Genomic DNA, 22,785 nt, shown 5'->3' on the forward strand with positions numbered 1-22,785 from the left:
CTAAATTTACGAGTAAAAACACCTCTGCTTTATGTTCACTTTGATACGTTAGCTGACGTTCCTCACAGATATAAATATGCATTGTTTGACTATATTACCAATTAATCGAATAACCTGACGTGCAAAAATGGCACCATGCATATATTTCTGACTTAATTATCTCATAGTTAGTGATGTACACTATGCATAAGGCTATAAAGTATATAGATAAAAATAAGATTTTAAGATTATTTGATGTTATAAATATAACACTTAAGTAATACGTAAAGTGATATGTTGTAAATGTATATAAGTTGTAGAAATTTAATGATTATTTTAGTTGGTACATATTTATTAAATATTCCTTTTAAACTACATGCTCAAGAAAATTCATTTAATGAAGTGTTTGAAAATATAGCTACATTAGAAGACTATAAACTAGCAGATAAAAAACTAACCGCTCTACTTAAAAGTGAATCATTGACTCCGCTTCAACATTCTTCAGTTCTTCAGGCAGTAGCAAAAAACAGTTCTTCACAAGGTGATATTCAACTAGCTCTAGAACAGGCTAAAACCTCACTTATCTTTGCACAAAAACACAACTTAAAGAAAATTGAAGCTGAAGCAAATAAATTAGTCGGTGCTTTTAGCTATTATAAGGGTGACCATAACGCTGCAATAGATGCATACGAAAAATCCTTGCAATATTACAAGGGTTTTTCATTGTCAATTAAAGCCGCTAATTTATATAACAACATAGCTCTAGCCTATGCAGGGCTAGGAGAATTCAATCAAGCTCTTGAAAATTATGAAATTGCTAACAAAATATATCAAGAATTTGGTAGTGACGTTGATAAAATAGATATCCGGCTTAATATCGCTGGATTATATATCCAATTGAGTCGCTTCAATACTGCAATAGAAACATTACTTGATGTTCTAGAAAAGTATGAAGCACTAAACATAAACGCTCAAAATAGTATTGCGCTTGCTAAAAGCCACTTAGCTAGTGCATATAGTCAGTCAGGGAATCTAGAGCTAGCAGAGCTATACACGTTTGAGTCAATGGACTATTTCCTACACACCAATGAAACTTATTATGTTGCTAACTTGTTGTGTAACTTATCACTCTTAAACCTTAGGCGGTATGACTTTACAAAAGCAATTGAGTACGCTGTAAAAGGGAAGGAATTTAGTAAAAAACATAGTCGCCAGTCTACTTATACTACTTGTACTTTAAACCTTTCATTAGGTCTATACGCCAATGGAGACAATATCAAGGCAGGAATACTCTTAAAAGAGGCTAGGGAGTTAGCAAAAAAATACGGTTATAAAGAGACACTAAATTATATCAGGGCTTTTAGTGGGCTTTTTCTAGCTTCTAACGGTAACCCATCTTTAGCCTTTAAAGAGAATTTGGACTACATTCAGAAACAAGATGAACGTTTAAGTTCAAGTCTAAATGAGCAACTAACAAATTTTGAATCTAAATTATTAAAGCAAAAAATAGATGCATTAGAAACACAAAAATTTCTTCAGAATAAAAGGGAGCAAGATAAGATACTTATTACTATTTTAGTGATCTCTTTTATCTTTATTCTTTCTTTTTTTATATATAGATACGTTCGAGTACAACAAGTTAAAAAAACATTATTGAAGATGGTTCAGTTACGTACAAATGAGCTTGAGATAGCAAATGAAAAACTTACTGAGTTAAGTTTGATAGACGGGCTTACAACACTTCATAACCGTCGTAGCTTTGATTTGGATCTGTTTAGTCAATGGGAAAATGTCGAAAAATCAAAAAGCTGTTTGCTATTATTAGCAGACATTGATTATTTTAAAAAATACAATGACAATTACGGCCATGTTGCAGGTGACGAAGCTCTAAAAAGAGTTGCTTTAACTATGGCGGCTCATGTTCGTAAAGATGATAAAGTTTATCGATATGGGGGCGAAGAGTTTGCCATTATTTTTGCAAATCATGATCTTTCTTCTGCAAAAGTAACTTTTGATAGAATACATGAAGAGATCAAGAAGCTTCAAATTGAGCACAAAGGTAGCGAATATGGCATCATTTCGTTAAGTGCAGGTATATGCCAGTCTTCTGAAAATATTGACTCAGTACAGCAATTAATTGAGCTAGCAGATATGAGGTTGTATGAAGCAAAGAGCAACGGTCGAAATATCCTAGTTAGCAACCAATTAGAGGAAGTTAGATTCTAATGGTAGTCAGCGGCAGCTTAGACCAGCCCCACAGAATAGCAGTAGATTCTAGTTAAACTTACCCTGAATATGATATGGTTTCTCAAAACGCAAAGTCAGCTTTTGGCTAGACGTTGAAGTATTGATTTAATCTTCCGTAACTTCTGCAATGCGTACAAAGTGATCGTTAATATTTCAAATGCAAATGACTACTTTGGTGGCTAAGCAAACTGGTTCATTTAATAAACCTTATTCTTCTATATTTCTCGCCTCAAGATCGCACTCATATTCATCATTATTCCACTTGAATATCTTTTTAATACAACAGATCTTCTTTAAATATCAAGACTATTTATTCGTATAAGTAATATTTTTCTCTGACTTTTTGTACAAATTACCATCATTGCAGTGTTCGTATGATTATTATTTAATTCCATTATTAATCAATGGTTTATTTTATTTTTATATGGATGTTGATTCTGTATTTTATATGAGGCTTTTGTTTAACAAAAAAAATCGATTGAAAACACGAAAATATTTCGCTTTCCAATTTTATAATTTGGGAACATTATCTTGTAAAAATTAACTTTTGATTTTTAGTAAGGTAAAAAAATGAGTATTGATATTTACGAAGATACTAATACTGATGTTGAAATTGATGACGATAGCGATTTTGAAACTGGTATTGCGGGTTTTGAAATTGCATATGGCTCTGGTAATAAAAAAGCCATTAGAAAAGCGGCAAAAAGCAAATACCACATTAGACAAAAACTAGATTCAATTAATGAAAAAAGAATCACTTGATAGACAACTAAACTCGTTTAGTAACTATTGGGACATGTAAATTACTTTTTATTGGAATGAAAATGAAAAAATCTATTTTAGCGTTGGCTTTACTAACTTTATCTTCAACGGTAACTGTTGCTGCAGAAAATGAAGCTGAATTAATGGAAGCTCCTTCTGATTACGTGGGTAGTTTAGTTGCTCAATGTAAAGAATATGCACAAGAAGATGAAGTGTCTAAAGCTGAAATGAAAGCATATTTATTAACATGTGTTAATGATGAGCTTGAAGAAGCCTACTATTTGCCAGTTGCTGTATTACCTAAATAAGGTTAATTAACTCTATTTTGAATTAACTCAAATTATCTAGTTCACTCATGAGCGAACTAGTTAATTTGAGTTTTTTATTTTAACAACCTCGTTTTTTACTCTTTAATAAGTAACAAATCACAAGGCAGTTCATTCAATAATGCTGTTGTTGTGCTACCAATCCATAGCTGTTCTAACTTGTTTCTAGCCACTATACCCATTGTAAGAATATCGATGTGGTGCTTATTGATATAGCTGGTCATGGCGTCTTCAGGTACACCTTCTAATAAAAAGCATTGTTCATCAACTAGGCGTAGCTTTTTGGCAAATAAACTAAAACCTTCAGCATGCATTGAGCGCACTTTATTTTTGTAGCTTGTGAGTACTGGGGCAACATAGTAGCAATGAGCTACAGACCAATTGGCTTCTAGGTTTTTTGCCCAGTTTTTTGTTACTAATACAATGTCGTCATCTATTTGTCTTGGTCTTGCGTGTTCATGCAAGGGATCTACTGCCGCTAACATTTTAATGGGATGCTTCCATGCTTTTTTATTTAATAGCAGCACAGGAGCATTAATATCAGTGAGTAATTGAAATATTGGATGACGTTTAGCAACAGCATGATCTTCAATGACAACAATAGCGTTGTTGCTTTGAGTAACTTGAGTATTAAGGCTTGCTAGATAATCCGCTGATTGATTAATGCTTATGTCGGCTTTTATCGCGTTCATGCCTAAGTACTTCAACATTTGCGCTTTTTTTGCTTCAATAGAAGTCATTAATTCGTTTGATAGGGTGTCGTTATCTCCCAATAAATGCCAATAACCACGACCTGTTAATTGTGTACTTGCATCAATAATAATTTTAATGTTTTTGTGATGAGTATTGGCAAGTTGAACGATTTTATCTAGCGAGGTATTTTGGTAATAAAATCGACTATCAATAAACCAAATAAGTTGTTCAGTTATCATAAATAATTACACGTTATGGGCATTAAATTGAGTATATCGTACTTAGTGGCTTTTTGATGATTTATAAGCGCGAAGCGACAAGTACGATGGTGAATAATTTTATATAGAATTTAGTTTTTTTGTTAACGCATTAAAGTCATAGCTATATCTCCAAAGCCCCACACTACAGTACCAAACATAAGTAAAACCCCTTCAATAAGACCTACACTAAATTTGATTGATTGTGTTAACTCGCTCGCTTGTTCTGCGAAATCAGTTTCAATGCTTTCAAGTTCTTTCTCGACAAATTCTCGCTCTACTTTTAAGAGTCGTAGTTTTTTTCTCTTTTGTAATAAGGCGATACGCTTGCGCATTTCTAAACGGCTTAACAGTATTCTTTCTTGAATAATCCCTGAAAATCCAGACAATATGCCAAGTACCACAACTAAGCTACCCGATCGTGATAGCCATTCGGTATTGAGAAAGTTGATCATTGAAAAATGATAACCAGCAGCAAGAATGATACAGGTTAAAAGTATGATACTAATATGATGACGCACCCTAACTGCTGAGGGTGCTTCAGAGACTAAAGCCATTTTTTCTTCTTAAATAATAGTATAAGTGCGGTTGCTATAATTCCCATAAAACCAAGTAAATAAAAGTAACCATGGCTTATTTTTAACTCAGGTATATATTCAAAGTTCATTCCGTACAAGCCCGCTAAAAAGCCTAACGGTATAAATATAGCAGTAATAACCGTTAATACTCGCATGGTTTCATTTAGTTGATGAGAGGTTATTGAGAGATAACCATTAATTAAGTCGCTACAAATATCATAGTGCATTTGCGATAACGTTAATAAGCGTTCAATTCTTTCATGTACGTCGATAACCGTATGTAGCTCGGCTTGGTTAATGATGTCGGTGTCATCGGTTACCAATATTTTTAACTCGCTACCTATATTACTGTGATAACTAAAGGTTCTTTTGAGTTTGGTGAGTCTTGAACGATACAAGGTGATTTCTTGCATCATTTTGTCGTCGCCGCCCAATTGAAATTTGTCTTCAATACTTTCAAGTTTCTCTTCAAATTCGAAGAGTTTTTGTAAATAAATACCACAGCTAAAGTGGAATATTCGTAACGCTAAAGTGATTGGACTTTTTGATAAATATTGTTCACCTTCAGCACTAAATAAGTTGTCGATCGACATAGACTTTTTCGCATGGCTGGTAATCAAAATATTGGTACCAACGAACATGCTAATTTGTAAATGTTCAAACAGTAAGTCGTCTTGAGGCTGATAAATACCGCGATAAAGCATAAAAATATACTTTTTAAATAATTCTATTTTTGGCGGATGACGTTCTCTTTGAGCATCTTTTATCGCTAATGGGTGACAACCCATGGTTTGCATTAACTCGCGTTCTTGTGCGGGATCATGGGAATCCATATCTATCCATAAAAAAGACTTAGGATCTTGATTCCAAGTTTCAATGAGCTCTTCAGCTCCATAAAGGCAAGTTTTATCGGCTTGTAAAAGCATACATTTAATCATTGATGTCTCTTTGTTACAGTATTTATGATTCATTAAAACTAGATAATATCAGATATATAGAGATATAAAATAAACACTTCGATCAATAATTTTGGTCAGGTTATTTAAAATAATTGATTATCTTTAGCTATGCTATATCTATACACTCCGCTTAAAACTAAGCTTTCAAATTTAACATTAATTAATTCGGTGAATACATGTCTTTAGATATACTAATTTGGGTGGCTATTGTGGTTTGTATTTCACAATCAGCTATTTTTTCAGGGTTAAATATTGCCTTGTTTTCATTAAGCCGTTTACAGCTTGAAGTTGAGTCTGCAAAAGGTAATAAAGCGGCTGAAAAAGTTTTAGGTTTAAGAAATGATTCTAATTTCTTATTAACCACCATTTTATGGGGTAACGTGGGTATTAACGTATTGCTCACTCTATTGTCAGACTCTGCTTTGGCAGGTATTAGCTCGTTCTTATTTTCGACTATTGCTATTACTGTGATTGGTGAAATTACACCGCAAGCTTATTTTTCTCGTAATGCTTTAAAAATGGGCAGTATGTTGTCGCCAATTATTAAGTTTTATCAAATATTATTTTACCCTGTAGCTAAACCTACGGCTTTAATTCTTGATGCTTGGTTAGGTAAAGAAGGTATTACGTATTTAGCTGAGAGCGAGTTAAGTAGCATTATTCGTAAGCACATAGAATCTGAAGAAACTGATATCAATCATATTGAAGGTACCGGTGCTTTAAACTTTTTCAAGTTAGATAAAATTTCTGTTGCTGAAGAAGGTGAAGTGATTGATCCCGATTCAATTATAGCGCTGCCAACTAAAATGGATTTACCTATTATTCCTGATATTAGTTCAGGCGTAGATAATGAGTTTTTGAAACGACTCAATAAATCAGGCCACCGTTGGGTTGTGCTAACAAATGAAGAAGGCGAGCCATTAATTGTTGTTGATTCTGATGGCTTTTTACGTGATGCTTGTTTTGAACAATCAAACTTTGACCCTTATAAACATTGTCATCGTCCAACGATTATTACCGACGAATCAACCATGTTAAATACGGCTATTTTGAAGCTGAAAATGAGTGAGTCTACCGAGAAATCTTTTGATGGTGTTATCGACCGTGATGTATTACTTGTTTGGGGCGAGAACAAAAGAATTATAACGGGTGCAGATATTTTTGGCCTATTATTAAAAGGTATGCAACCACAAGAGCCAAGCCTTCTTTAAATAACGAGACAAACTGGTACTACAATGCAAAAAGAACCATGGTGGGGAATGGAAACCGTTCCAGAAAAAAGCAGCTTTTTACTCAACAGCGCAACCTTCTTTTTAGCAATAGAACACAAAGCTAAAGAATGGTGTATTCACGTAAAAAGAGATAACTCTTTAGATGTTGAATTAGTTGATAATAAATTTAACAAACTTATTGGTGAATTCTCGCCAGTGAACAGTGGCGATTTAAGTCGTCACATTGTTAATGGCGACAGCGATATTTTAGAAATAAAGCCAAGCTTGGCTGATCGTAATGTTGTATGTCGAGCTAAATCGCCCATCACTATTTTACCTGGTTCTAGTATTACCTTGTATTTAAGTACGCCAATTTGGCTAACCATAGGTTTGCGCGATCTTAATTTCACGCTACTCAAAGAGGTGGCAACTCAGCGTTTGTCAGACACTTGGTTTGGCTCATCTACTATGGAAGGCGAGTTATGTTATGCCAGCCAAACTATAGGTCGATTAGAAGCTGAAAAGTTACCTTTTAGAACCCAACGAGCTATCACACCTTTATTTATTGAAAACCAAGCAAGTAACGATTTGGTTTTTGAACGCGTGGCTTTACCTGTTCCGTCACTTTCATTATTTAATACTGAAAATGGTCAACTTTACACACAAAATGTGTCTTTGATCAGAGAAAACGATGGTGACTTTGCTAAATTAAAACTAGGCGCGCCGCCTGCCAATTCTGAACTGGTTAATGGACCTAGAGTTACGTTTAATCATGGGCAGTTAATTCGAGCCTTTAGCGCTATTTTTAGTTAATTTTTATGAGTAAAACAATATGAATGAAATGTGGTTATACCTTACTGAATTAATTAACTCTAACATTTTAGTTAAGCTGTTTCGCGCGACTATTTTATTGCTTGTGGGCTATGTGGTTGCGAAGCTTATCAGTCGCTTTAGTTTACAGTTTTTGAAAAAGGTTTTTACACCGAGCACCAGCAGAACAGTACAAAAAGGCGCATTCTATTTAATTTTTGTGCTTTTTATCTTTTCAGCGCTTTTAGAAATGGGCTTTAATTTAAGTGTATTACTTGGTGCTGCCAGTGTATTAACTGTTGCTGTGGGATTTGCTTCACAAACATCGGCTTCAAACTTTATTAGTGGCATATTTTTAATGGCTGAACGCTCGTTTGTTATCGGCGATGTTATTAGAGTAGGCAGTACGACAGGTGAAGTGCTTTCAATCGATTTACTTTCAGTAAAAATAAGAACATTCGATAACTTATTTGTGCGTTTACCTAACGAGTCTTTGATTAAGTCAGAAGTTACGACTTTATCTAAGTTTCCTATTCGTCGTGCTGATATGAAAATAGGGGTTGCCTACAAAGAAGATATTGCTTTGGTTAAACGTGTTTTAGAGAAAGTCGCGTCGAACAATCCGCTGTGTTTAGAAGAGCCAAAACCTCTCTACATTTTTCAAGGCTTTGAAGATTCGTCTTTATCTTTACAGTTTTCTGTTTGGGCTAAACGAGAGAATTTTCTTGAGCTGAAAAACAGTATGTATGAGCAGATTAAAAATGCTTTTGATAAAGAGAATATTGAAATTCCGTTTCCGCATATTTCATTACATGCAGGCACTAAAACAGCGTCTTTCCCAATAGCTTTTACTGATGATAATAAAGATATACAAGATGAGCTTGATGGCGTGAAAAAAGGTTAAGCTTTGTATTTGTTTACAAGGCTTAAGCTAACGCAGAGTGTGAACACAAATTTGGCGTTTAAAAATTCGATTAAACGCTAAATTTTTACATACGGGAATAATCTAAGCGTTTGCTCAATAATTTCCACTTTTTGGCTTTTAGCTAAATACGAAGCAAAAATTTCTCTTGAATAAACAGGGGCATTCTCCACTAAGAATAACTTGTTTTTTTCGGTATATTCAAAGGTCATTTGTTTCGGTAAATAAGCACTACCACCCGCATCTAATAAGAAGTTCAAGGCGATACGTGGCTGACTCATAAAGTGTCTAGCAGGTGGTGCATCTTGAAATTCACGTCTGTGTTGTGCATTCACCGACTCACCATAATCCACCATAATATAATTATCTAATGAATACTTTTCTGTTGTGGCTTCAGGATCGGTGGTAACTAAATGTAGTGGTACAGCGGCAACTTTTTCTGAAATTAGGTCTTCAACAAAAGGTGGTTCGAAAAAGAAAGCAATATCTATAACACGGCTAAGTAAGCTTTTTCTCAGCTCTGAAGGCGCATAAGTATTGGTAAGTAAGCTTATGTCATCAATATTACGATGAATTTTTTTCAGCCAATCTTGTAAAACAATATCCCAAATCGACATCATAGCGCCAATCACAAGTTGGTGTGAGTCGGTATCAGCAATACCTACATCTTGTTTGGTTTTTTGCCACATAAAAAGCAGTTCATTAGCATGCTTAATTAAGCGGTTACCTTCAGGTGTAAGCTTTAAATGTTTTTGGCTACGGTCAAATAATAAAACACCTAGATCATCTTCTAATAATTTTATTCGAGCACTTACAGCTGATTGAGTAATGAACAAATTTTCAGAAGCAATCCTAAAATGTAGGGTTCTACTGACTTCTAAAAAGGTTTTTAATAGCTCAATCTTCATTTTTTATTCCCAAATCAGTGTGTAATCAATTTTTTTGCTCAAACACATCAAAATATAGCGTTTTATTGTTTTCTTGATGAACTATACACTTTACTGATATTTTTACATTACTTTTAAAAAACAAAAGTAATAACTGAAGGCATTATTATGAAAATAGCTATTTTATCAAGAAACCCAAACTTGTACTCAACTAGACGTTTAAAAGAAGCGGGTGAAGCATTAGGACATGAAGTTGATGTTATCGATACTTTACATTGCTACATGGATATTACGAGTAGTCGTTCTACAGTTCGTTATCACGGTAAAGAGTTACCTCAATATGACGCTATTATTCCTCGTATTGGTGCTTCTGTAACTTTTTACGGTACAGCGGTAGCAAGACAATTTGAAATGATGGGTACGTTTAACATCAATGAATCTGTTGCTATTAGCCGTTCTCGCGACAAATTACGTTCATTACAGTTATTGTCTCGTAAAGGCATTGGCTTACCAAGAACAGGCTTCGCAAGTAAGCCAGATAACATTAAAGATTTAATTAAAAATGTGGGCGGCGCTCCTGTTGTAATTAAATTATTAGAAGGTACTCAAGGTATTGGTGTTGTACTTGCTGATACAGCAAAAACTGCAGAAGCAATTATCGAAGCATTCATGGGCTTAAAAGCGAATATCTTAGTACAAGAATTTGTTAAAGAAGCTGGCGGTGCTGATATTCGTTGTTTAGTGGTTGGCGGTAAAGTTGTTGCTGCTATGAAACGTCAAGGTGCTGAGGGCGAGTTCCGTTCTAACTTACATCGTGGTGGTTCTGCTGAAGTGGTTAAGTTAACCAAAGAAGAACGTGAAACGGCAGTTAATGCAGCGAAAATAATGGGCTTGAACTTATGTGGCGTTGATTTATTACGCTCTCAAAATGGTCCTATGGTGATGGAAGTTAACTCTTCACCAGGCTTAGAAGGCATTGAAAAAGCTACAGGTAAAGACGTTGCTTCAATCGTGATCGAATTCTTAGTGAAGAATGCAAAGCCAAACAGTAATAAAACTGTTGGTACAGGCTAATTAAGTAAACATTTTCAGGAAGTATTATGGATAAATTACGTATAGGCGATTTTGAAATTGCACCAGGTGAGCAACGTAAAATAGACTTGCCAGTGGCTAAGTTATATACCGATGCGAGTGTTTCATTACCTGTACATATAATTCGCGCTAAAAAACCAGGTCCTACTATTTTTATTAGTGCTGCGGTTCATGGTGATGAATTAAATGGTATTGAAATTATTAGACGTTTAATTAACCAGAAAAAATTTAAAATTACTACAGGTACAGTAATCGCTGTGCCTATGGTTAATGTTTATGGTGTTGTAAACCAAAGCCGATATATGCCTGATCGCCGCGATCTTAATCGTTGCTTTCCTGGCTCAGCTAAAGGTTCTTTAGCGGGCAGAGTTGCACATATTTTTCTCAACGAAATTGTGAAACATTGTGACTACGGTATTGATTTACACACAGGTGCTATTCATCGTTCTAACTTACCGCAAATTAGAGCGGATATGGCAGACGAAGAAACCAAAGAATTAGCTGAAGTGTTTGGTGTTCCCGTTATATTAAATTCAAATTTAGTTGATGGTTCATTAAGAGAATCAGCGGTTAAAAACGAAACTAAAATTTTGTTATATGAAGCGGGCGAAGCATTACGCTTTGATGAGTTTTCTATTCGTGCGGGCATGAAAGGCGTGTTAAATGTTTTACAACATTTAGGCATGACACGAAAAGCTACAGCAACTAAAAGAAAAAAAAATTGCTCCATTTATTGCCAACGGTAGTCAATGGGCGCGTGCTAATGCCAGTGGCATAGTAAACAATAAAGTGAACTTGGGTGATCAAATTACTAAAGGCGAAATTTTAGCCGAAATTGGTAGCCCTTATGGTGAAGTGATTAATTCAGTAGTAGCGCCGCGTTCAGGTATTTTAATTGGAAAACAGAATATTCCATTAGTACAAGAAGGCGAAGCGATGTTCCATATCGCGTACTTTAGTGAAAATGATGAAGCAATAGCGGATCATATTGAAAATGTACATGAGCAACTCATACCTGAAAATCATTACAGTAATATTTAGAAAGGTTAAAGTGCATGAAAAATAAAGTGGTTATTGGTCGACTAGAATCGATAGGTTTACCTGAGTTAGGTATAGATGCTTTACAAGTTAGAGTAGATACTGGCGCAAAAACTTCATCATTACATGTTGATAATATTAAGAAAACTTTAATTGATGGTATACATAGTGTGAAGTTTGATATTCATCCAGACTCACACAATGTAGACCGTATTGTAAGTTGTACAGCGCCAATAAGTGACATACGTAAAGTAAAGTCATCTAATGGTACTGTAGAGCAACGCTACGTGATTGAAACGCCTGTTACATTAGGCGAAGAATCTTGGGCAATTGAAATAACTTTAACAGATCGCTCTGATATGAGTTACTTAATGTTGTTTGGGCGTGAAGCGATAGGGAAAAAGTTTTTAGTTGACCCTTCGAAAGTGTTTGTAGGCTCTAAATAATTCATTTAACGATAAGCTAGTGAATAATTAAAGAGTAAAACACCTTTCAACGTATAAAAGCGTTTTATATGTAGATAATACTATTGAGCTACAGAGTTAGGTTGTTATTGATGATGAATAACAACCGACTTACATGGCAAACGAGTATACTAACGATAAACGCTTAATCAGTAACAAAGTGAGGTTTAATGATAGATTTTAATTGGGACATTGCGAGTGTTAAAGCGCTTTTAGCTTTTAAGGTATTCACCGTTTCACAGCAACCTATTACGTTAGGCGGTTTGTTGATGATCCCTATATTTTTGATTGTGGGTTATATCTTAACAAGCTGGGGCATTAGATTAATTACCAAGCGCTTAGTAAAGAATAAAACTGATCCAAACATTATCCATTTGTTACAACGTATTCTATATGTTATTGCGATTGCTATTCTAACGATAACCGCATTGGATATGATTAACGTTCCTATCACAGCATTTGCCTTTTTATCAGGTGCTATCGCCATAGGTTTTGGTTTTGGCGCTCAAAATATTATTAATAACTTTATCAGTGGCTGGATCTTAATGTGGGAAAAACCTATTCGAATAGGTGACTTTCTAGAAGTTGAAGATTCAAAAGGCACGGTTGAACAAATTAATACCCGCTCAACACGAATACGTAGAGTTGACGGCGTGCATCTATTAATTCCAAACAGTAAGTTACTTGAAAACACAGTAGTTAACTGGACCTTGGTAGACAGATTAGTGAGAACTTCAGTAAAAGTGGGTGTTGCTTATGGCTCACCCGCTAAAAAGGTCGCCGCACTTATTGCACAAGCAGCAGCTGAAGAAGAAGCTATTTTAAAAGACCCTAAACCCTTGGTAACTTTTGAAGACTTTGGCGATAATTCGTTAGTATTTGAAGTAACTTATTGGATCCAATCAAGCGTTGAAGGCGGCTTGCGTGTTACGCGAAGTAATATACGTTTTAGGTTGGATGAGTTGTTTGAAGAAAATAACATTGTAATTGCTTTCCCACAAAGAGATATACATCTTGATGGTGCGATTACTTTGATGAGAAATAAGCCTTAATAATCAAATATCCGACACTTTATAAGTGTCGGATTGATCTTTCAGGGTTAAATTTTAAATGAACCCAAAGGACAGCACGTGTTTGAAATTTCTAACTTTGGATAGACAGGGCGTTATCATATGTTCGAGTAGCCAGCTACACGTCACATACTCTGCCTTGTCTAAATATCAACAGACCCTAATTGCTATTTCTTTTCTAACGAGCAGTATACTGGCATGCTGGCTTTGTGTTTAAACCATAAGGTCATAAAGTCAGATGTTAATTTTTGTTCTATCTCTAATGCTTTGTCTGTTGGGCAAAATACAGTAAATAATACTTGTGTATTACCTATATCTGACGTCGCTACTTGAATATGCGGATCAGGTCCTGCAATGTTAATTCCTAATCTATTTTCTATTAGTTGATTATAACGAATCGCTACATCTCTAAAGTCTTTACAATAACTGTGTGCGTTAGCATTTAATTCATCTAAGAACTCATACGGGTTTACGCTGTCATCTCGTACAATAGTAAAGTGATGCATGGCGTAGCGTTTTAAGAAGTTCAGGTTTTTAATGATTGACGTTATTAGCTGACTATTAGGTAGATACAGCGTTTTACCTGTGTATTGGTATTCATCTTTATCAATTTCTAACAGTGTTAATTTAGCCCAATCGGTAGAGTGAACTTCACCGTAGTAATTACCTACCTGTATCCAATCACCCACTCTAAATGGGCGACTTGATAAGATGTATACAAAGCCAATAAAACACTGAATAAACTCTCTTGTTGCTAAAACAATAGCAACGATAAAAGCGGCAATCGAAAAGGCAAATTTTTGTATTTCGGCCGACCAAATATTAAAAATGGCAATAATCATTAATAAGGTAAAAAGGTTATTTACCATATTAATTTGTAATCTTTTATTCTGTTTAGACTTGGTTTTTATTAACTTTATGATGAAATATTTCACCAGAAAGAAAACAAAAATAAACATGACGGTAACGACAGTTTTGTTATTTGAAAGTAACCCTGATATTTCTGCTGAATTGAACGTGTCGTATAACCAGTTCATAATAATCTCTTATTTCCTTCTTTCTATTTTATGAAGCATTAATGCTTCGAATATTTAATTCTTTTATGCGTTCTAGTGTGCCTTCAGCACCTAACTTATTGAAGCTTGAGTTAATCTCTGCTTGTTTGCTATCAAGTAAGCTAATGCCTTCAACAACAATATCAAAAAACTGCCAAGTATCGTCGTTAGACTTAAGTAGTTTTACAACAGCTTTATTTGTTGCTGACTCACCGACTATTGTGACATTAACCATGGCAATCTTTCCACTTTTTGACAAAGATCCTTGGCCAATAGTTATTTTTTCATTGTTATATTTACTTAACATGTTGCTGTAAGTATTAATTAACTGTTTTGATAGCTCGATACTAAACGCTTCACGCAATTCTTCTGGCACTTTTTGCAGGTTTTTGTTCAATACTTTACTACTGAAAAATCTAATATTTACTTCAGGTAGAAGAGATTTATTTAACTCGTCTCTAATATTACCTTTAGTAAATTGGTTGGCTGTTTTCAAATTTGTTAGAGAAGACTCTATTTGTTCAAATACTTGTTTAACCTTAGTTTCTGCATCATCTGCGGAAGCCATAGCCATATTAGCTATGAGTAAGCTTAATGCAATAAACAGAACAACAAAGATGTCGACATTTCTTTTAGATGATTTTTTCATTTTACTTTATTCAATAGGGTAGAAAAACTAAGGTGATTGTATGCTTAGTATAGAAACAAGCAAGCGTAATAAATTTCTTAATGCCATCAAAAAAAGTGATTAACTCTGCTTATTACAAAAGCTTAAGTTAAAACAGCCATGCGTGAAACTAGGATATGTGATTTCACCTTTAATGTAGATACAACAATAGTAACCTAATGTGAATGATGATTAAGTGTGTGACTTTTTTTTGTTATTTTAAATCAATAAGTTAATTGTTTTTATTAGATGGTTTAGATGAGAGGCGCTAACTAAGGCGTTAACAAAAATAGTAAACTTGTGAGGACTTCACCTGATATAATCTTTCCTATGGTATTGTGTGCCTGTTTGCTGGCTAAAGGTTATCGTTATCCTTTAAAACCTCTTCAAGTTGGCTACCAATCTTTTTAGAAAGTCACATTATTAATCCTCTTAAAAAACATGAGAACAAGGTCGTTAAATGATTGAAGTAATAAATAATTGGTTAATTGAACAAAATGTAGGTGCAGCCTATCTTCCTTATGCGAGATCTTGGGTTGGTGCAGCACTTATCTTTATTTTATGTGGCATAAGTTATTATCTTTCTAAGCATCAGTTGCTTGTCATAATTAAAAAGATTATTTCTCACTCAAAAAATACGTGGGATGATTTACTGCTTGAATACAGAGTATTTAATCGAGTTGCCCTATTAACGCCTTTTCTCTTTCTCTGGTTTTTAACGCCTCATCTTGTTGATGCTGAAAGTGTACTTGGGCATTTCTTCTTAACCTTCGCCAAAATAGCGATTAGCTTTCAGGTTGCACGTTGTATAGGCGCGTTACTAAACGTTATTAAAAGCTCTTATAAGCGTACAGCAACTGAAAAATATTTACCGCTAAACTCTTCAATTCAAGTGATCAAACTGATTGTTTATATTGTCGCGTCTATTTTATCTATTTCGTATGTTTTAGGTAAATCTCCGTTTTATTTATTAAGTGGTTTAGGTGCATTAACTGCTGTGCTTTTATTGGTATTTCAAGACACCATCAAAGGTTTAGTTGCCAGTATTCAAATATCAGCTAATAAAATGGTGGCACCAGGAGACTGGATTGAATTACCTACTTATGGCGCAGATGGCGACGTTTTAGAAATTGGTTTAAATACGGTAAAAGTTAAGAATTTTGATAACACTATTACCACCGTACCAACTTATGCATTAATTAGTGGTTCATTTAGAAACTGGCGTGGCATGATGCAGTCGGGCGGTCGACGTATTAAACGTTCTATTATTATCGATATTGGCAGTGTTAAATTTTATCAACAAGATGAACTGGAAACGTTATCAAAGATTAAATTACTGACGCAGTATTTAGCGAATAAAACGGCAGAAATTAATCAAGACCGAAATGCATTAGGCTTAGCGCCTGATGATTTAGGTAATAGTAGACAATTAACGAATATTGGTACCTTTAGAGCTTACATAGCAGCTTATTTAGCTCAACATCCTAAGGTGCATTCTGAGATGACTTGCATGGTAAGACAATTAGCCTCTACCGAGTCAGGCATTCCATTAGAGCTTTACTGTTTTAGTAATGATCAAAACTGGGTGAATTATGAAAGTATTCAAGCCGATATATTTGATCATATATTCGCGATGGCACCATTGTTTGGTTTACGTATTTTCCAACATCCTACTGGGAATGATTGGCGTAAAATGAATGCTGAAAATTAGAAATTGAGTTTGATAAGTTACTTATTTCATCAATACATAGATTAAATAAGTAACTTTTTTATGATGATACGATTTTATGTTCAATCTTAACGCTGGCGTATAAGACCTTCCTGCATTGTTGATGCAACCAACTCACCTTTCTGATTAAATATTTGGCCTTTCACTAAACCTCTACCGCCACAGGCACTTGGGCTGTCAGTAGAATAGAGTAACCATTCGTCAACTCTAAATGGACGATGAAACCACATAGCATGATCGATTGATGCCATTTGAAAGTCTGGGGTCCAATAGCTTGCACCATGTGGCATTAAAGACGTAGTTAAAAACTGAAAATCAGAACAATACGCTAGCATACATGAATGGATATGCGGATCGTCAGGTAAAGAGCCATTCGCTTTTATCCACATTTGGTGAAGTGCTGGCGACTTTTCTGGGTGTACCCAATTATATTTTTGTACAGGTCTAAGCTCTACGGGTCTTTCTGCAAGAAACTTTCCTCTAACACTTTCTGGAATATATTCTTGATGATCAAAAATAAAGTCATTATATGAAGGAAGATTATCAGGAGCTGGTACATCAGGCATAATATCTTGATGTTCAAATCCCGACTCAGCTACTTGAAAAGAAGCGGTCATATAAAATATGGCTTTACCATTTTGAATGGCTTTTACACGTCGTGTATTAAAGCTTTTGCCATCTCTGAGAATTTCGACTTCATAAACAACAGGCTTGTTAGAGTCGCCAGCGCGTAAAAAGTACGAATGCAAAGAGTGAATATTACGATCAGGTTCAACTGTTTCAATGGCTGCTGATACGGCTTGCCCCATCACTTGACCGCCAAATAAGGCTTTAAATCCAATGTCTTGTGATTGTCCTCTATAAATCCCATCTTCAATTTTTTCTAACTGTAAAAGAGAGACTAACTCCGTTAATACTTGGCCCATAAATACAAATCCGCAGATAAAGAATAGGTTAATTATAACGAGTGTTATTAGAATTTATATGTAATTTTTTGCTTATTGTTTAAAGAGTTAATGATTGAATGTTAATCAATTGTTAAATATAGGTAAAGTAGTTGTTAGCTTAAAATTTAAACAGTTGCATATGTAATTAATGTCGCGTACCGTTACAAATATAAACAAACTTTTCTTGTTTTTATCGTATTAAGAGGTAGATCATGCAAGCGATTATGGAGAGGGAGGCGTTATTGGAAAGGAGAGTAAGTGCTGAAGAGCAGTCCAGTTTATGGGATAAACTTTCTCTTGCGCAAAAATTTGCAGCAAGCAGTTTAACTCAATTTGGATATGATCTCGCTTATATCAGAGAGCAACAAGGTGGCAGTACAGCCGTTTTATTATGTGACAATAATGCAGCCACAATTTCATCAGATGGTGAAATAAACACAGCTCCTTCTATTCAGTTACGTTAAGTTTAGATAAAATTTTTTAAAACGAGTTACTTGAAAAAGTAACTCGTTTTTTTTCGTTCAAAATTTCTCATTACACTGTATTATAGATTTGCATTAGATTTTTAATCATTCAATAGCGTCACTCTCATATGATCTATTCTGTATTATCGCAGGAAAGGCTAATATGAAAGACAGCATGCATAATCCCAATACGGGATGATAGAACTCTCAATTTATGGCGTTAATATAAGTTGAATAAACTCTGTCGACACTTATTCGTTTTAAAAGCAAAAGAAGCACCGCATATGTGCCGAGGCTATGAGTTTAAGAAAAGTTATGATCACATTGTTGCAAATTAGTCATTGAGGCTTGCAAACGGTAGTCGTGATTTTTCTATTTAATACACCAGAAATATATTCTAAATATTATTATTTTATAAGTAATTTAAAGGTGTGGTATGAAATATCAAGATTCCATCAAGCAGGCGGATGAATTACTGTCACTCGCGGTGAATCAATTAAGATTATGGCATTTAGCCGCGAGCCCAATTAACTACGCTGTTAGTTATGAATTTGTCTCACAAGCTAATCAAGCGCTAGTTAGCGCCATCAAATATCAACTTTCCACAGGCAAAAAACTCGATAACTTCTATATTGAAGCTGTATACCAACAGTTCATCTTAGGGCAGAGTAAATTTCGAGATGATATTGTTGATGATCTTGATGAACTACTTACCTCCATTCAATCAAATAGCGAACAATCAATACGTTCTGTCGATGGTTTTATTTCCGAATTAGATACTAATTTACATGATTTAAAATCAGGTGAAAAAGATAAAGTCTCTCTCGCTAGTCGCAACCTCGTTAAAGCCACGCGAGATTTCAAAACACAACAACAGCAACTTGCTGAACAATTGCAAGAAGTACAAAAAAATAACGAACAACTTAAAGATGAACTTGATGACGTTAGAGATGAACTTTATTTAGACTCTTTGACGGGTTTATATAATCGCAAAGCTATGTCTAAACATATTGAAGCATGGTTCAAAGAAGACCCTAATAAGTATGTTGCCGCTATTGTGATTAATGTTGATCAATATACTCAAATCACTCAACGCTTCGGCTCACTTATTGGTGATGTTTTACTCTCGAAAATTGCCCAAAAAATTGAAAGTTATGTTGATGGCAGTGGTTTACCTATTCGAACGGGTGGCGATGAATTTCTTATTTTATTACCTGAAGTCGATGAAGCTATTGCTAATGAAATTGGAGAGAAAATAAGAGAAGGTGTTGGTAAGTTGAGATTCGTTAGTAGTAGGTCGGGAATTCGATTACCAAAAATGACTATTTCATTAGGTGTTAATAATTTTAAAGTGTCGCAAAACGTAAATGCACTGATCAGTAAAACACGCCATTCAATTAGTACCTAGCTAGCGATTTGCGCGATAAGATCTGCAATGTTTTTTTCAGAAAACACTTTAATATTATGCTGCGTTAGAAGTTTGGCAGTGACGCCTTGTCCATCAATTTTGGTATTAGAAAATGTGCCGTCATAAATAGTATGGCTTCCGCAAGAAGGACTCGATTCTTTAAGTAAGGCATATTTAATATTATGCTTTAAACATAAATCTAATGCTTTTAATGCCCCACGCTGAAAGCTATCGGTAACGTCTACATTATTCACCGTAATTATCTGTTGGTTTTCTTGCTGTATTTCTGCGGGATCTCTCGGTACAGGAAGTCCACCTAAACATTCAGGGCACCCACTCAGTAAGCGTTTTTCTTGTTTCCACTTCTCGATAGTTTCAGCAAACCGAGCGTGGCTTAACAAGCTTTGATGACCGCCATCATATCTTACATTTTCACCCATAAAGCAGGCACTAATAAATATTCTGTCCATCGTTATGACACTTCTAAATGTTGTTTTATTGTGGTTAATAAAGAGAGATTTGGAGTTGTTTCGTTTTCAATCCAACATGACTGGCTATAACATTCAAAATTCATCATAAAATATTCTTGTTGCCATTCAAAGCGACAATTTTCTCGATCCGCCCCGGAAATCGTTTCAAGTATATTGTGATCTTTTAGTGCACTTAGAACATCAGCGGTAAGCTGAGAAACATCTTCTTGATACCAAATTTCATGAAAGATTATTTGTAAGCTGTTTTCGTTAATAAGCGTTAATGATGCAATTTTGCTTTGTTCAAGCATAGGAGTGAGTCACTTTGGGTTTTAAATTATTTGTATTATTTTATACGGCAACGCACGTTTAATACAGGTTACTTTAATAAAGAGATTGAAAAAAACTTGACCTAATCGATATATTTTTTTCGCAAATCCATGTAATCTAGCAGCAATATCAATAATTATACGTTTAGAGAGATAATATATGAAAAAATTGACTATGGCTGTTGCATTAACAGCATTAATTGCTTCTCCTGTATTTGCTGGTGATATTGCTGCTGGTAAAGCTAAAACTGCAGTTTGTGCTGCTTGTCACGGTGCTATGGGTGTTTCGGCAATTCCAATGTACCCTAACCTAGCTGGACAAAAAGAAGCTTACCTTGCTAAGCAATTAAAAGATTTTAAAGCGGGCAATCGTAAAGATCCTGTAATGGCTCCAATGGCTATGGGCTTATCTGATGCTGATATCGCTAACGTTGCGGCATATTACGCAAGCATAAAATAAGCTTGAGTAACTAAAGATTAAATAATGAAAAAGCGCTATTTAGCGCTTTTTTTTGATCTCAACCTTGTGCTCATTGCCGTAATATCAACGAGAGTGTTGCTGGATCAGTTCTAAAAATGGCTGTCCATATCTCGCCAGTTTAGTATCACCAATTCCACTTATGGCTAACATATCTCTTGAGTTAAAAGGTTTCACTTTTGCTAGCTCAGATAATGTCGCATCACTAAATACAATGAACGGTGCTATATCTTCTGCATCTGCGATTTCTTTTCTAAGGGTTCGTAGTTTGGCAAATAACACTCGATCGTATGATTGATTAGGTTTATCTCTTTTCCAGTAACTGGCTTTTTGCAGCCTTGGTGATGCTAGCATTAAAGGCTCTTCTGCTTTTAATACAGCTCGTGAAGCTTGTGTTAAACATAAAGTAGACTGTTGTGAAATATCTTGCTGTAAGTATCCTAAATGAATAAGTTGTCTAACAATAGAGAACCAATACCCAGGTGTTTTTTCTTGTCCGATACCAAAAGTTGAAACTGTATCATGCTTTTTTTGCTTTATAGCGATGGTGTGCTCGCCTCTTAAAACATCAATAACATGCTCAATATCGCCTTGTTGTTGAATACGATAAACACATGACAATACTTTTTGTGCTTCAATTGAAGCATCGAATAAGCTTGGTGGATCTAAACAAATATCACAGTTACCACAGCGCTTTTGGGTATATTCAGCAAAATAGTTTAGTACGACCTGTCTTCGACATGTTTGAGCGTCAAAGAAGCCAATCATGGCTTGAAAACGCTGCAGTTCTACATTTACCCTTTGTTCGTTTTCACCTTCACTAATACGCTTCTTGATGCGTTCTACATCTTTTAGGTCATATAAGAATAAAGCTTCAGCTTCTAAACCATCTCGCCCTGCTCGACCAATTTCTTGATAATAAGATTCTAAGGTTTTTGGTGGCTCAAAATGTATAACGTAACGGATGTTTGATTTATTGATGCCTAAACCAAAAGCTATGGTTGCAATCACTACTTGAATATTATCTTTAGCAAACGAGTCTTGTACTGTGTTCCTGATTTCTACTTCCATACCAGCATGGTAGGCAGCGCAGTTAATACCTGAGCTACCGAGATATTTAGAAAGCTTTTCTACTTGCCAACGACTGTTACAGTAAATAATGCCGCACTCTTCACGTCGTTTTTTTATATAACCAAGTAGTTGCTGCTCGCCGTTGTATTTTTCTGCCATAGTTAGGCGAATATTAGGGCGATCGAAGCTATCAAGATGAATGTAAGGATCGATTAAGTCTAACTGAGCAAGAATGTCTTTACGCGTGGTTACATCGGCTGTTGCTGTAAGTGCCATAACAGGAATGTTAGGGAAATTTTGTTTAATACTATTGAGCTTAGTGTAAGCCGGTCTAAAATCGTGACCCCATTGAGAAATACAGTGAGCTTCATCAATAGCAAATAAACTGATGTTAAGTTGCATCAATTCTTGAACAAAATAATAACTATTCAATCTTTCTGGCGCTATGTATAAAAGCTTAATCTCACCTCGATACAAAGACTGCATGGTTTGCGTTATGGTGGCTTGATCTAAGCTTGAATTGATATAAGCCGCTGAAATACCTTGTAGTGTAAGGCTATCAACTTGATCTTTCATTAAAGCAATAAGAGGTGATACAACTATGGTTACGCCGGGCAATAAAATAGCTGGCAGCTGATAGCACATTGATTTTCCGCCACCTGTAGGCATTAAAACAAGGCTGTCTCTTCCATTAAACAATTGTTTGATAATATCTTCTTGTCCTTGACGAAAAGATTCATAACCAAAATTATGTTTTAAGGTATCGAGTAATAGTGTTGTTGATATGCTTGGCTCAGCGCTGTTAATCACATTTATCTTCAGTGTAATAATAAGGCCTGTATTTTAACGTAGCTGAAGCCAATGGGTGAGGT

25 protein-coding genes are annotated in these 22,785 nt (G+C 35.1%); 15 read left to right on the forward strand and 10 right to left on the reverse strand.

Annotation, left to right across the window (positions count from 1 at the left end; genetic code table 11):
- The first annotated feature begins 306 nt into the window (after nucleotides 1–306).
- The 3 genes from ACPUVN_RS17160 (at nucleotide 307) to ACPUVN_RS17170 (ending at nucleotide 3,296) form a co-directional block, all read left to right on the forward strand.
- Nucleotides 307–2,205: a diguanylate cyclase gene (locus ACPUVN_RS17160; RefSeq protein WP_426359093.1), complete on the forward strand. Its 1,899-nt coding sequence runs from the start codon at nucleotides 307–309 to the stop codon at nucleotides 2,203–2,205.
- Nucleotides 2,206–2,796: 591 nt separating this feature from the next.
- On the forward strand, nucleotides 2,797–2,988 hold the full coding sequence (locus ACPUVN_RS17165; protein ID WP_426359092.1) for a hypothetical protein: 192 nt from the start codon (nucleotides 2,797–2,799) through the stop codon (nucleotides 2,986–2,988).
- Between the two features lie 62 nt (nucleotides 2,989–3,050).
- The gene (locus tag ACPUVN_RS17170) at nucleotides 3,051–3,296 is read left to right on the forward strand and encodes a hypothetical protein (RefSeq protein WP_426369523.1); all 246 of its coding nucleotides are present in this window, start codon (nucleotides 3,051–3,053) and stop codon (nucleotides 3,294–3,296) included.
- Nucleotides 3,297–3,391: 95 nt separating this feature from the next.
- On the opposite strand, the gene ACPUVN_RS17175 is transcribed toward ACPUVN_RS17170, so the two are convergent.
- The 3 genes from ACPUVN_RS17175 to ACPUVN_RS17185 all read right to left on the reverse strand — a co-directional run bounded on the left by ACPUVN_RS17175 (nucleotide 3,392) and on the right by ACPUVN_RS17185 (nucleotide 5,780).
- Nucleotides 3,392–4,246, reverse strand: coding sequence for a universal stress protein (locus ACPUVN_RS17175; RefSeq protein WP_426359090.1), 855 nt, complete (start codon nucleotides 4,244–4,246; stop codon nucleotides 3,392–3,394).
- A 122-nt stretch (nucleotides 4,247–4,368) separates the two neighbouring features.
- Nucleotides 4,369–4,821 (reverse strand): hypothetical protein, encoded by a 453-nt coding sequence (locus ACPUVN_RS17180; protein ID WP_426359089.1) that lies wholly within the window; start codon nucleotides 4,819–4,821, stop codon nucleotides 4,369–4,371.
- Nucleotides 4,812–5,780: a magnesium transporter CorA family protein gene (locus ACPUVN_RS17185; RefSeq protein WP_426359088.1), complete on the reverse strand. Its 969-nt coding sequence runs from the start codon at nucleotides 5,778–5,780 to the stop codon at nucleotides 4,812–4,814. The genes ACPUVN_RS17180 and ACPUVN_RS17185 overlap by 10 nt, the downstream gene beginning before the upstream one ends.
- A gap of 197 nt (nucleotides 5,781–5,977) precedes the next feature.
- Here ACPUVN_RS17185 and ACPUVN_RS17190 point away from each other — a divergent pair, with 197 nt between their 5' ends.
- Genes ACPUVN_RS17190 through ACPUVN_RS17200 form a run of 3 tightly spaced genes read left to right on the forward strand, consistent with a single transcriptional unit; the run spans nucleotide 5,978 to nucleotide 8,726 of the window.
- The gene (locus ACPUVN_RS17190) at nucleotides 5,978–7,012 is read left to right on the forward strand and encodes a DUF21 domain-containing protein (protein ID WP_426359087.1); all 1,035 of its coding nucleotides are present in this window, start codon (nucleotides 5,978–5,980) and stop codon (nucleotides 7,010–7,012) included.
- Nucleotides 7,013–7,036: 24 nt separating this feature from the next.
- The gene (locus ACPUVN_RS17195) at nucleotides 7,037–7,825 is read left to right on the forward strand and encodes a hypothetical protein (RefSeq protein WP_426359086.1); all 789 of its coding nucleotides are present in this window, start codon (nucleotides 7,037–7,039) and stop codon (nucleotides 7,823–7,825) included.
- Between the two features lie 19 nt (nucleotides 7,826–7,844).
- A complete protein-coding gene (locus ACPUVN_RS17200; RefSeq protein ID WP_426359085.1) occupies nucleotides 7,845–8,726 on the forward strand; it encodes a mechanosensitive ion channel family protein in 882 nt (293 codons plus the stop codon).
- 77 nt (nucleotides 8,727–8,803) lie between these two features.
- Here ACPUVN_RS17200 and ACPUVN_RS17205 read toward each other — a convergent pair whose 3' ends face one another.
- The gene (locus tag ACPUVN_RS17205; RefSeq protein ID WP_426359084.1) at nucleotides 8,804–9,652 is read right to left on the reverse strand and encodes a LysR family transcriptional regulator; all 849 of its coding nucleotides are present in this window, start codon (nucleotides 9,650–9,652) and stop codon (nucleotides 8,804–8,806) included.
- 147 nt (nucleotides 9,653–9,799) lie between these two features.
- On the opposite strand from ACPUVN_RS17205, the gene rimK reads away from it, so the two are divergent.
- The 5 genes from rimK to ACPUVN_RS17230 all read left to right on the forward strand — a co-directional run bounded on the left by rimK (nucleotide 9,800) and on the right by ACPUVN_RS17230 (nucleotide 13,277).
- Entirely contained in the window at nucleotides 9,800–10,705 is a 906-nt protein-coding gene (gene rimK, locus ACPUVN_RS17210; protein WP_426359083.1) for a 30S ribosomal protein S6--L-glutamate ligase, read from the forward strand.
- 26 nt (nucleotides 10,706–10,731) lie between these two features.
- The gene (locus tag ACPUVN_RS17215; protein ID WP_426369524.1) at nucleotides 10,732–11,469 is read left to right on the forward strand and encodes a succinylglutamate desuccinylase/aspartoacylase family protein; all 738 of its coding nucleotides are present in this window, start codon (nucleotides 10,732–10,734) and stop codon (nucleotides 11,467–11,469) included.
- A gap of 49 nt (nucleotides 11,470–11,518) precedes the next feature.
- The gene (locus tag ACPUVN_RS17220; protein ID WP_426369525.1) at nucleotides 11,519–11,764 is read left to right on the forward strand and encodes a hypothetical protein; all 246 of its coding nucleotides are present in this window, start codon (nucleotides 11,519–11,521) and stop codon (nucleotides 11,762–11,764) included.
- A 14-nt stretch (nucleotides 11,765–11,778) separates the two neighbouring features.
- The gene (locus ACPUVN_RS17225) at nucleotides 11,779–12,207 is read left to right on the forward strand and encodes an ATP-dependent zinc protease (RefSeq protein ID WP_426359081.1); all 429 of its coding nucleotides are present in this window, start codon (nucleotides 11,779–11,781) and stop codon (nucleotides 12,205–12,207) included.
- Nucleotides 12,208–12,395: 188 nt separating this feature from the next.
- Nucleotides 12,396–13,277, forward strand: a complete 882-nt coding sequence (locus tag ACPUVN_RS17230) for a mechanosensitive ion channel family protein (RefSeq protein WP_426359080.1) — start codon at nucleotides 12,396–12,398, stop codon at nucleotides 13,275–13,277.
- 185 nt (nucleotides 13,278–13,462) lie between these two features.
- On the opposite strand, the gene ACPUVN_RS17235 is transcribed toward ACPUVN_RS17230, so the two are convergent.
- Entirely contained in the window at nucleotides 13,463–14,332 is an 870-nt protein-coding gene (locus ACPUVN_RS17235; protein ID WP_426359079.1) for a mechanosensitive ion channel family protein, read from the reverse strand.
- 28 nt (nucleotides 14,333–14,360) lie between these two features.
- A complete protein-coding gene (locus ACPUVN_RS17240; RefSeq protein ID WP_426359078.1) occupies nucleotides 14,361–14,999 on the reverse strand; it encodes an MlaC/ttg2D family ABC transporter substrate-binding protein in 639 nt (212 codons plus the stop codon).
- A 478-nt stretch (nucleotides 15,000–15,477) separates the two neighbouring features.
- On the opposite strand from ACPUVN_RS17240, the gene ACPUVN_RS17245 reads away from it, so the two are divergent.
- Nucleotides 15,478–16,728, forward strand: coding sequence for a mechanosensitive ion channel family protein (locus tag ACPUVN_RS17245; protein ID WP_426359077.1), 1,251 nt, complete (start codon nucleotides 15,478–15,480; stop codon nucleotides 16,726–16,728).
- An 86-nt stretch (nucleotides 16,729–16,814) separates the two neighbouring features.
- Here the strand turns inward: ACPUVN_RS17245 and tesB are convergent, their stop codons facing one another.
- Complete coding sequence (gene tesB, locus ACPUVN_RS17250; protein WP_426359076.1) at nucleotides 16,815–17,672, reverse strand: acyl-CoA thioesterase II; 858 nt, start codon at nucleotides 17,670–17,672, stop codon at nucleotides 16,815–16,817.
- A gap of 263 nt (nucleotides 17,673–17,935) precedes the next feature.
- Between tesB and ACPUVN_RS17255 the strand changes: the two genes are divergently transcribed.
- Both ACPUVN_RS17255 and ACPUVN_RS17260 read left to right on the forward strand, forming a co-directional pair.
- The gene (locus ACPUVN_RS17255; RefSeq protein ID WP_426359075.1) at nucleotides 17,936–18,157 is read left to right on the forward strand and encodes a hypothetical protein; all 222 of its coding nucleotides are present in this window, start codon (nucleotides 17,936–17,938) and stop codon (nucleotides 18,155–18,157) included.
- 436 nt (nucleotides 18,158–18,593) lie between these two features.
- On the forward strand, nucleotides 18,594–19,565 hold the full coding sequence (locus ACPUVN_RS17260; RefSeq protein ID WP_426359074.1) for a GGDEF domain-containing protein: 972 nt from the start codon (nucleotides 18,594–18,596) through the stop codon (nucleotides 19,563–19,565).
- Here ACPUVN_RS17260 and ACPUVN_RS17265 read toward each other — a convergent pair.
- Both ACPUVN_RS17265 and ACPUVN_RS17270 read right to left on the reverse strand, forming a co-directional pair.
- On the reverse strand, nucleotides 19,562–20,035 hold the full coding sequence (locus tag ACPUVN_RS17265) for a DUF523 domain-containing protein (RefSeq protein WP_426359073.1): 474 nt from the start codon (nucleotides 20,033–20,035) through the stop codon (nucleotides 19,562–19,564). The genes ACPUVN_RS17260 and ACPUVN_RS17265 overlap by 4 nt on opposite strands.
- A gap of 2 nt (nucleotides 20,036–20,037) precedes the next feature.
- Complete coding sequence (locus tag ACPUVN_RS17270; RefSeq protein ID WP_426359072.1) at nucleotides 20,038–20,346, reverse strand: DUF3630 family protein; 309 nt, start codon at nucleotides 20,344–20,346, stop codon at nucleotides 20,038–20,040.
- Between the two features lie 178 nt (nucleotides 20,347–20,524).
- On the opposite strand from ACPUVN_RS17270, the gene ACPUVN_RS17275 reads away from it, so the two are divergent.
- Entirely contained in the window at nucleotides 20,525–20,824 is a 300-nt protein-coding gene (locus ACPUVN_RS17275; protein ID WP_426359071.1) for a c-type cytochrome, read from the forward strand.
- Between the two features lie 84 nt (nucleotides 20,825–20,908).
- On the opposite strand, the gene recQ is transcribed toward ACPUVN_RS17275, so the two are convergent.
- Entirely contained in the window at nucleotides 20,909–22,720 is a 1,812-nt protein-coding gene (gene recQ / locus ACPUVN_RS17280; RefSeq protein ID WP_426360520.1) for a DNA helicase RecQ, read from the reverse strand.
- Between the last annotated feature and the right edge of the window lie 65 nt (nucleotides 22,721–22,785).

Origin of the sequence: Pseudocolwellia antarctica (genome assembly GCF_049933045.1) — a bacterium.
Classification (GTDB): domain Bacteria; phylum Pseudomonadota; class Gammaproteobacteria; order Enterobacterales; family Alteromonadaceae; genus Pseudocolwellia.

Coding starts and splice junctions, on each gene's coding strand:
- ACPUVN_RS17160 (WP_426359093.1), top strand. CDS start 307: ATGATTATTTTAGTTGGTACATATTTATTAAATATTCCTTTTAAACTA.
- ACPUVN_RS17165 (WP_426359092.1), top strand. CDS start 2,797: ATGAGTATTGATATTTACGAAGATACTAATACTGATGTTGAAATTGAT.
- ACPUVN_RS17170 (WP_426369523.1), top strand. CDS start 3,051: ATGAAAAAATCTATTTTAGCGTTGGCTTTACTAACTTTATCTTCAACG.
- ACPUVN_RS17175 (WP_426359090.1), bottom strand. CDS start 4,246: ATGATAACTGAACAACTTATTTGGTTTATTGATAGTCGATTTTATTAC.
- ACPUVN_RS17180 (WP_426359089.1), bottom strand. CDS start 4,821: ATGGCTTTAGTCTCTGAAGCACCCTCAGCAGTTAGGGTGCGTCATCAT.
- ACPUVN_RS17185 (WP_426359088.1), bottom strand. CDS start 5,780: ATGATTAAATGTATGCTTTTACAAGCCGATAAAACTTGCCTTTATGGA.
- ACPUVN_RS17190 (WP_426359087.1), top strand. CDS start 5,978: ATGTCTTTAGATATACTAATTTGGGTGGCTATTGTGGTTTGTATTTCA.
- ACPUVN_RS17195 (WP_426359086.1), top strand. CDS start 7,037: ATGCAAAAAGAACCATGGTGGGGAATGGAAACCGTTCCAGAAAAAAGC.
- ACPUVN_RS17200 (WP_426359085.1), top strand. CDS start 7,845: ATGAATGAAATGTGGTTATACCTTACTGAATTAATTAACTCTAACATT.
- ACPUVN_RS17205 (WP_426359084.1), bottom strand. CDS start 9,652: ATGAAGATTGAGCTATTAAAAACCTTTTTAGAAGTCAGTAGAACCCTA.
- rimK (WP_426359083.1), top strand. CDS start 9,800: ATGAAAATAGCTATTTTATCAAGAAACCCAAACTTGTACTCAACTAGA.
- ACPUVN_RS17215 (WP_426369524.1), top strand. CDS start 10,732: ATGGATAAATTACGTATAGGCGATTTTGAAATTGCACCAGGTGAGCAA.
- ACPUVN_RS17225 (WP_426359081.1), top strand. CDS start 11,779: ATGAAAAATAAAGTGGTTATTGGTCGACTAGAATCGATAGGTTTACCT.
- ACPUVN_RS17230 (WP_426359080.1), top strand. CDS start 12,396: ATGATAGATTTTAATTGGGACATTGCGAGTGTTAAAGCGCTTTTAGCT.
- ACPUVN_RS17235 (WP_426359079.1), bottom strand. CDS start 14,332: ATGAACTGGTTATACGACACGTTCAATTCAGCAGAAATATCAGGGTTA.
- ACPUVN_RS17240 (WP_426359078.1), bottom strand. CDS start 14,999: ATGAAAAAATCATCTAAAAGAAATGTCGACATCTTTGTTGTTCTGTTT.
- ACPUVN_RS17245 (WP_426359077.1), top strand. CDS start 15,478: ATGATTGAAGTAATAAATAATTGGTTAATTGAACAAAATGTAGGTGCA.
- tesB (WP_426359076.1), bottom strand. CDS start 17,672: ATGGGCCAAGTATTAACGGAGTTAGTCTCTCTTTTACAGTTAGAAAAA.
- ACPUVN_RS17260 (WP_426359074.1), top strand. CDS start 18,594: ATGAAATATCAAGATTCCATCAAGCAGGCGGATGAATTACTGTCACTC.
- ACPUVN_RS17265 (WP_426359073.1), bottom strand. CDS start 20,035: ATGGACAGAATATTTATTAGTGCCTGCTTTATGGGTGAAAATGTAAGA.
- ACPUVN_RS17270 (WP_426359072.1), bottom strand. CDS start 20,346: ATGCTTGAACAAAGCAAAATTGCATCATTAACGCTTATTAACGAAAAC.
- ACPUVN_RS17275 (WP_426359071.1), top strand. CDS start 20,525: ATGAAAAAATTGACTATGGCTGTTGCATTAACAGCATTAATTGCTTCT.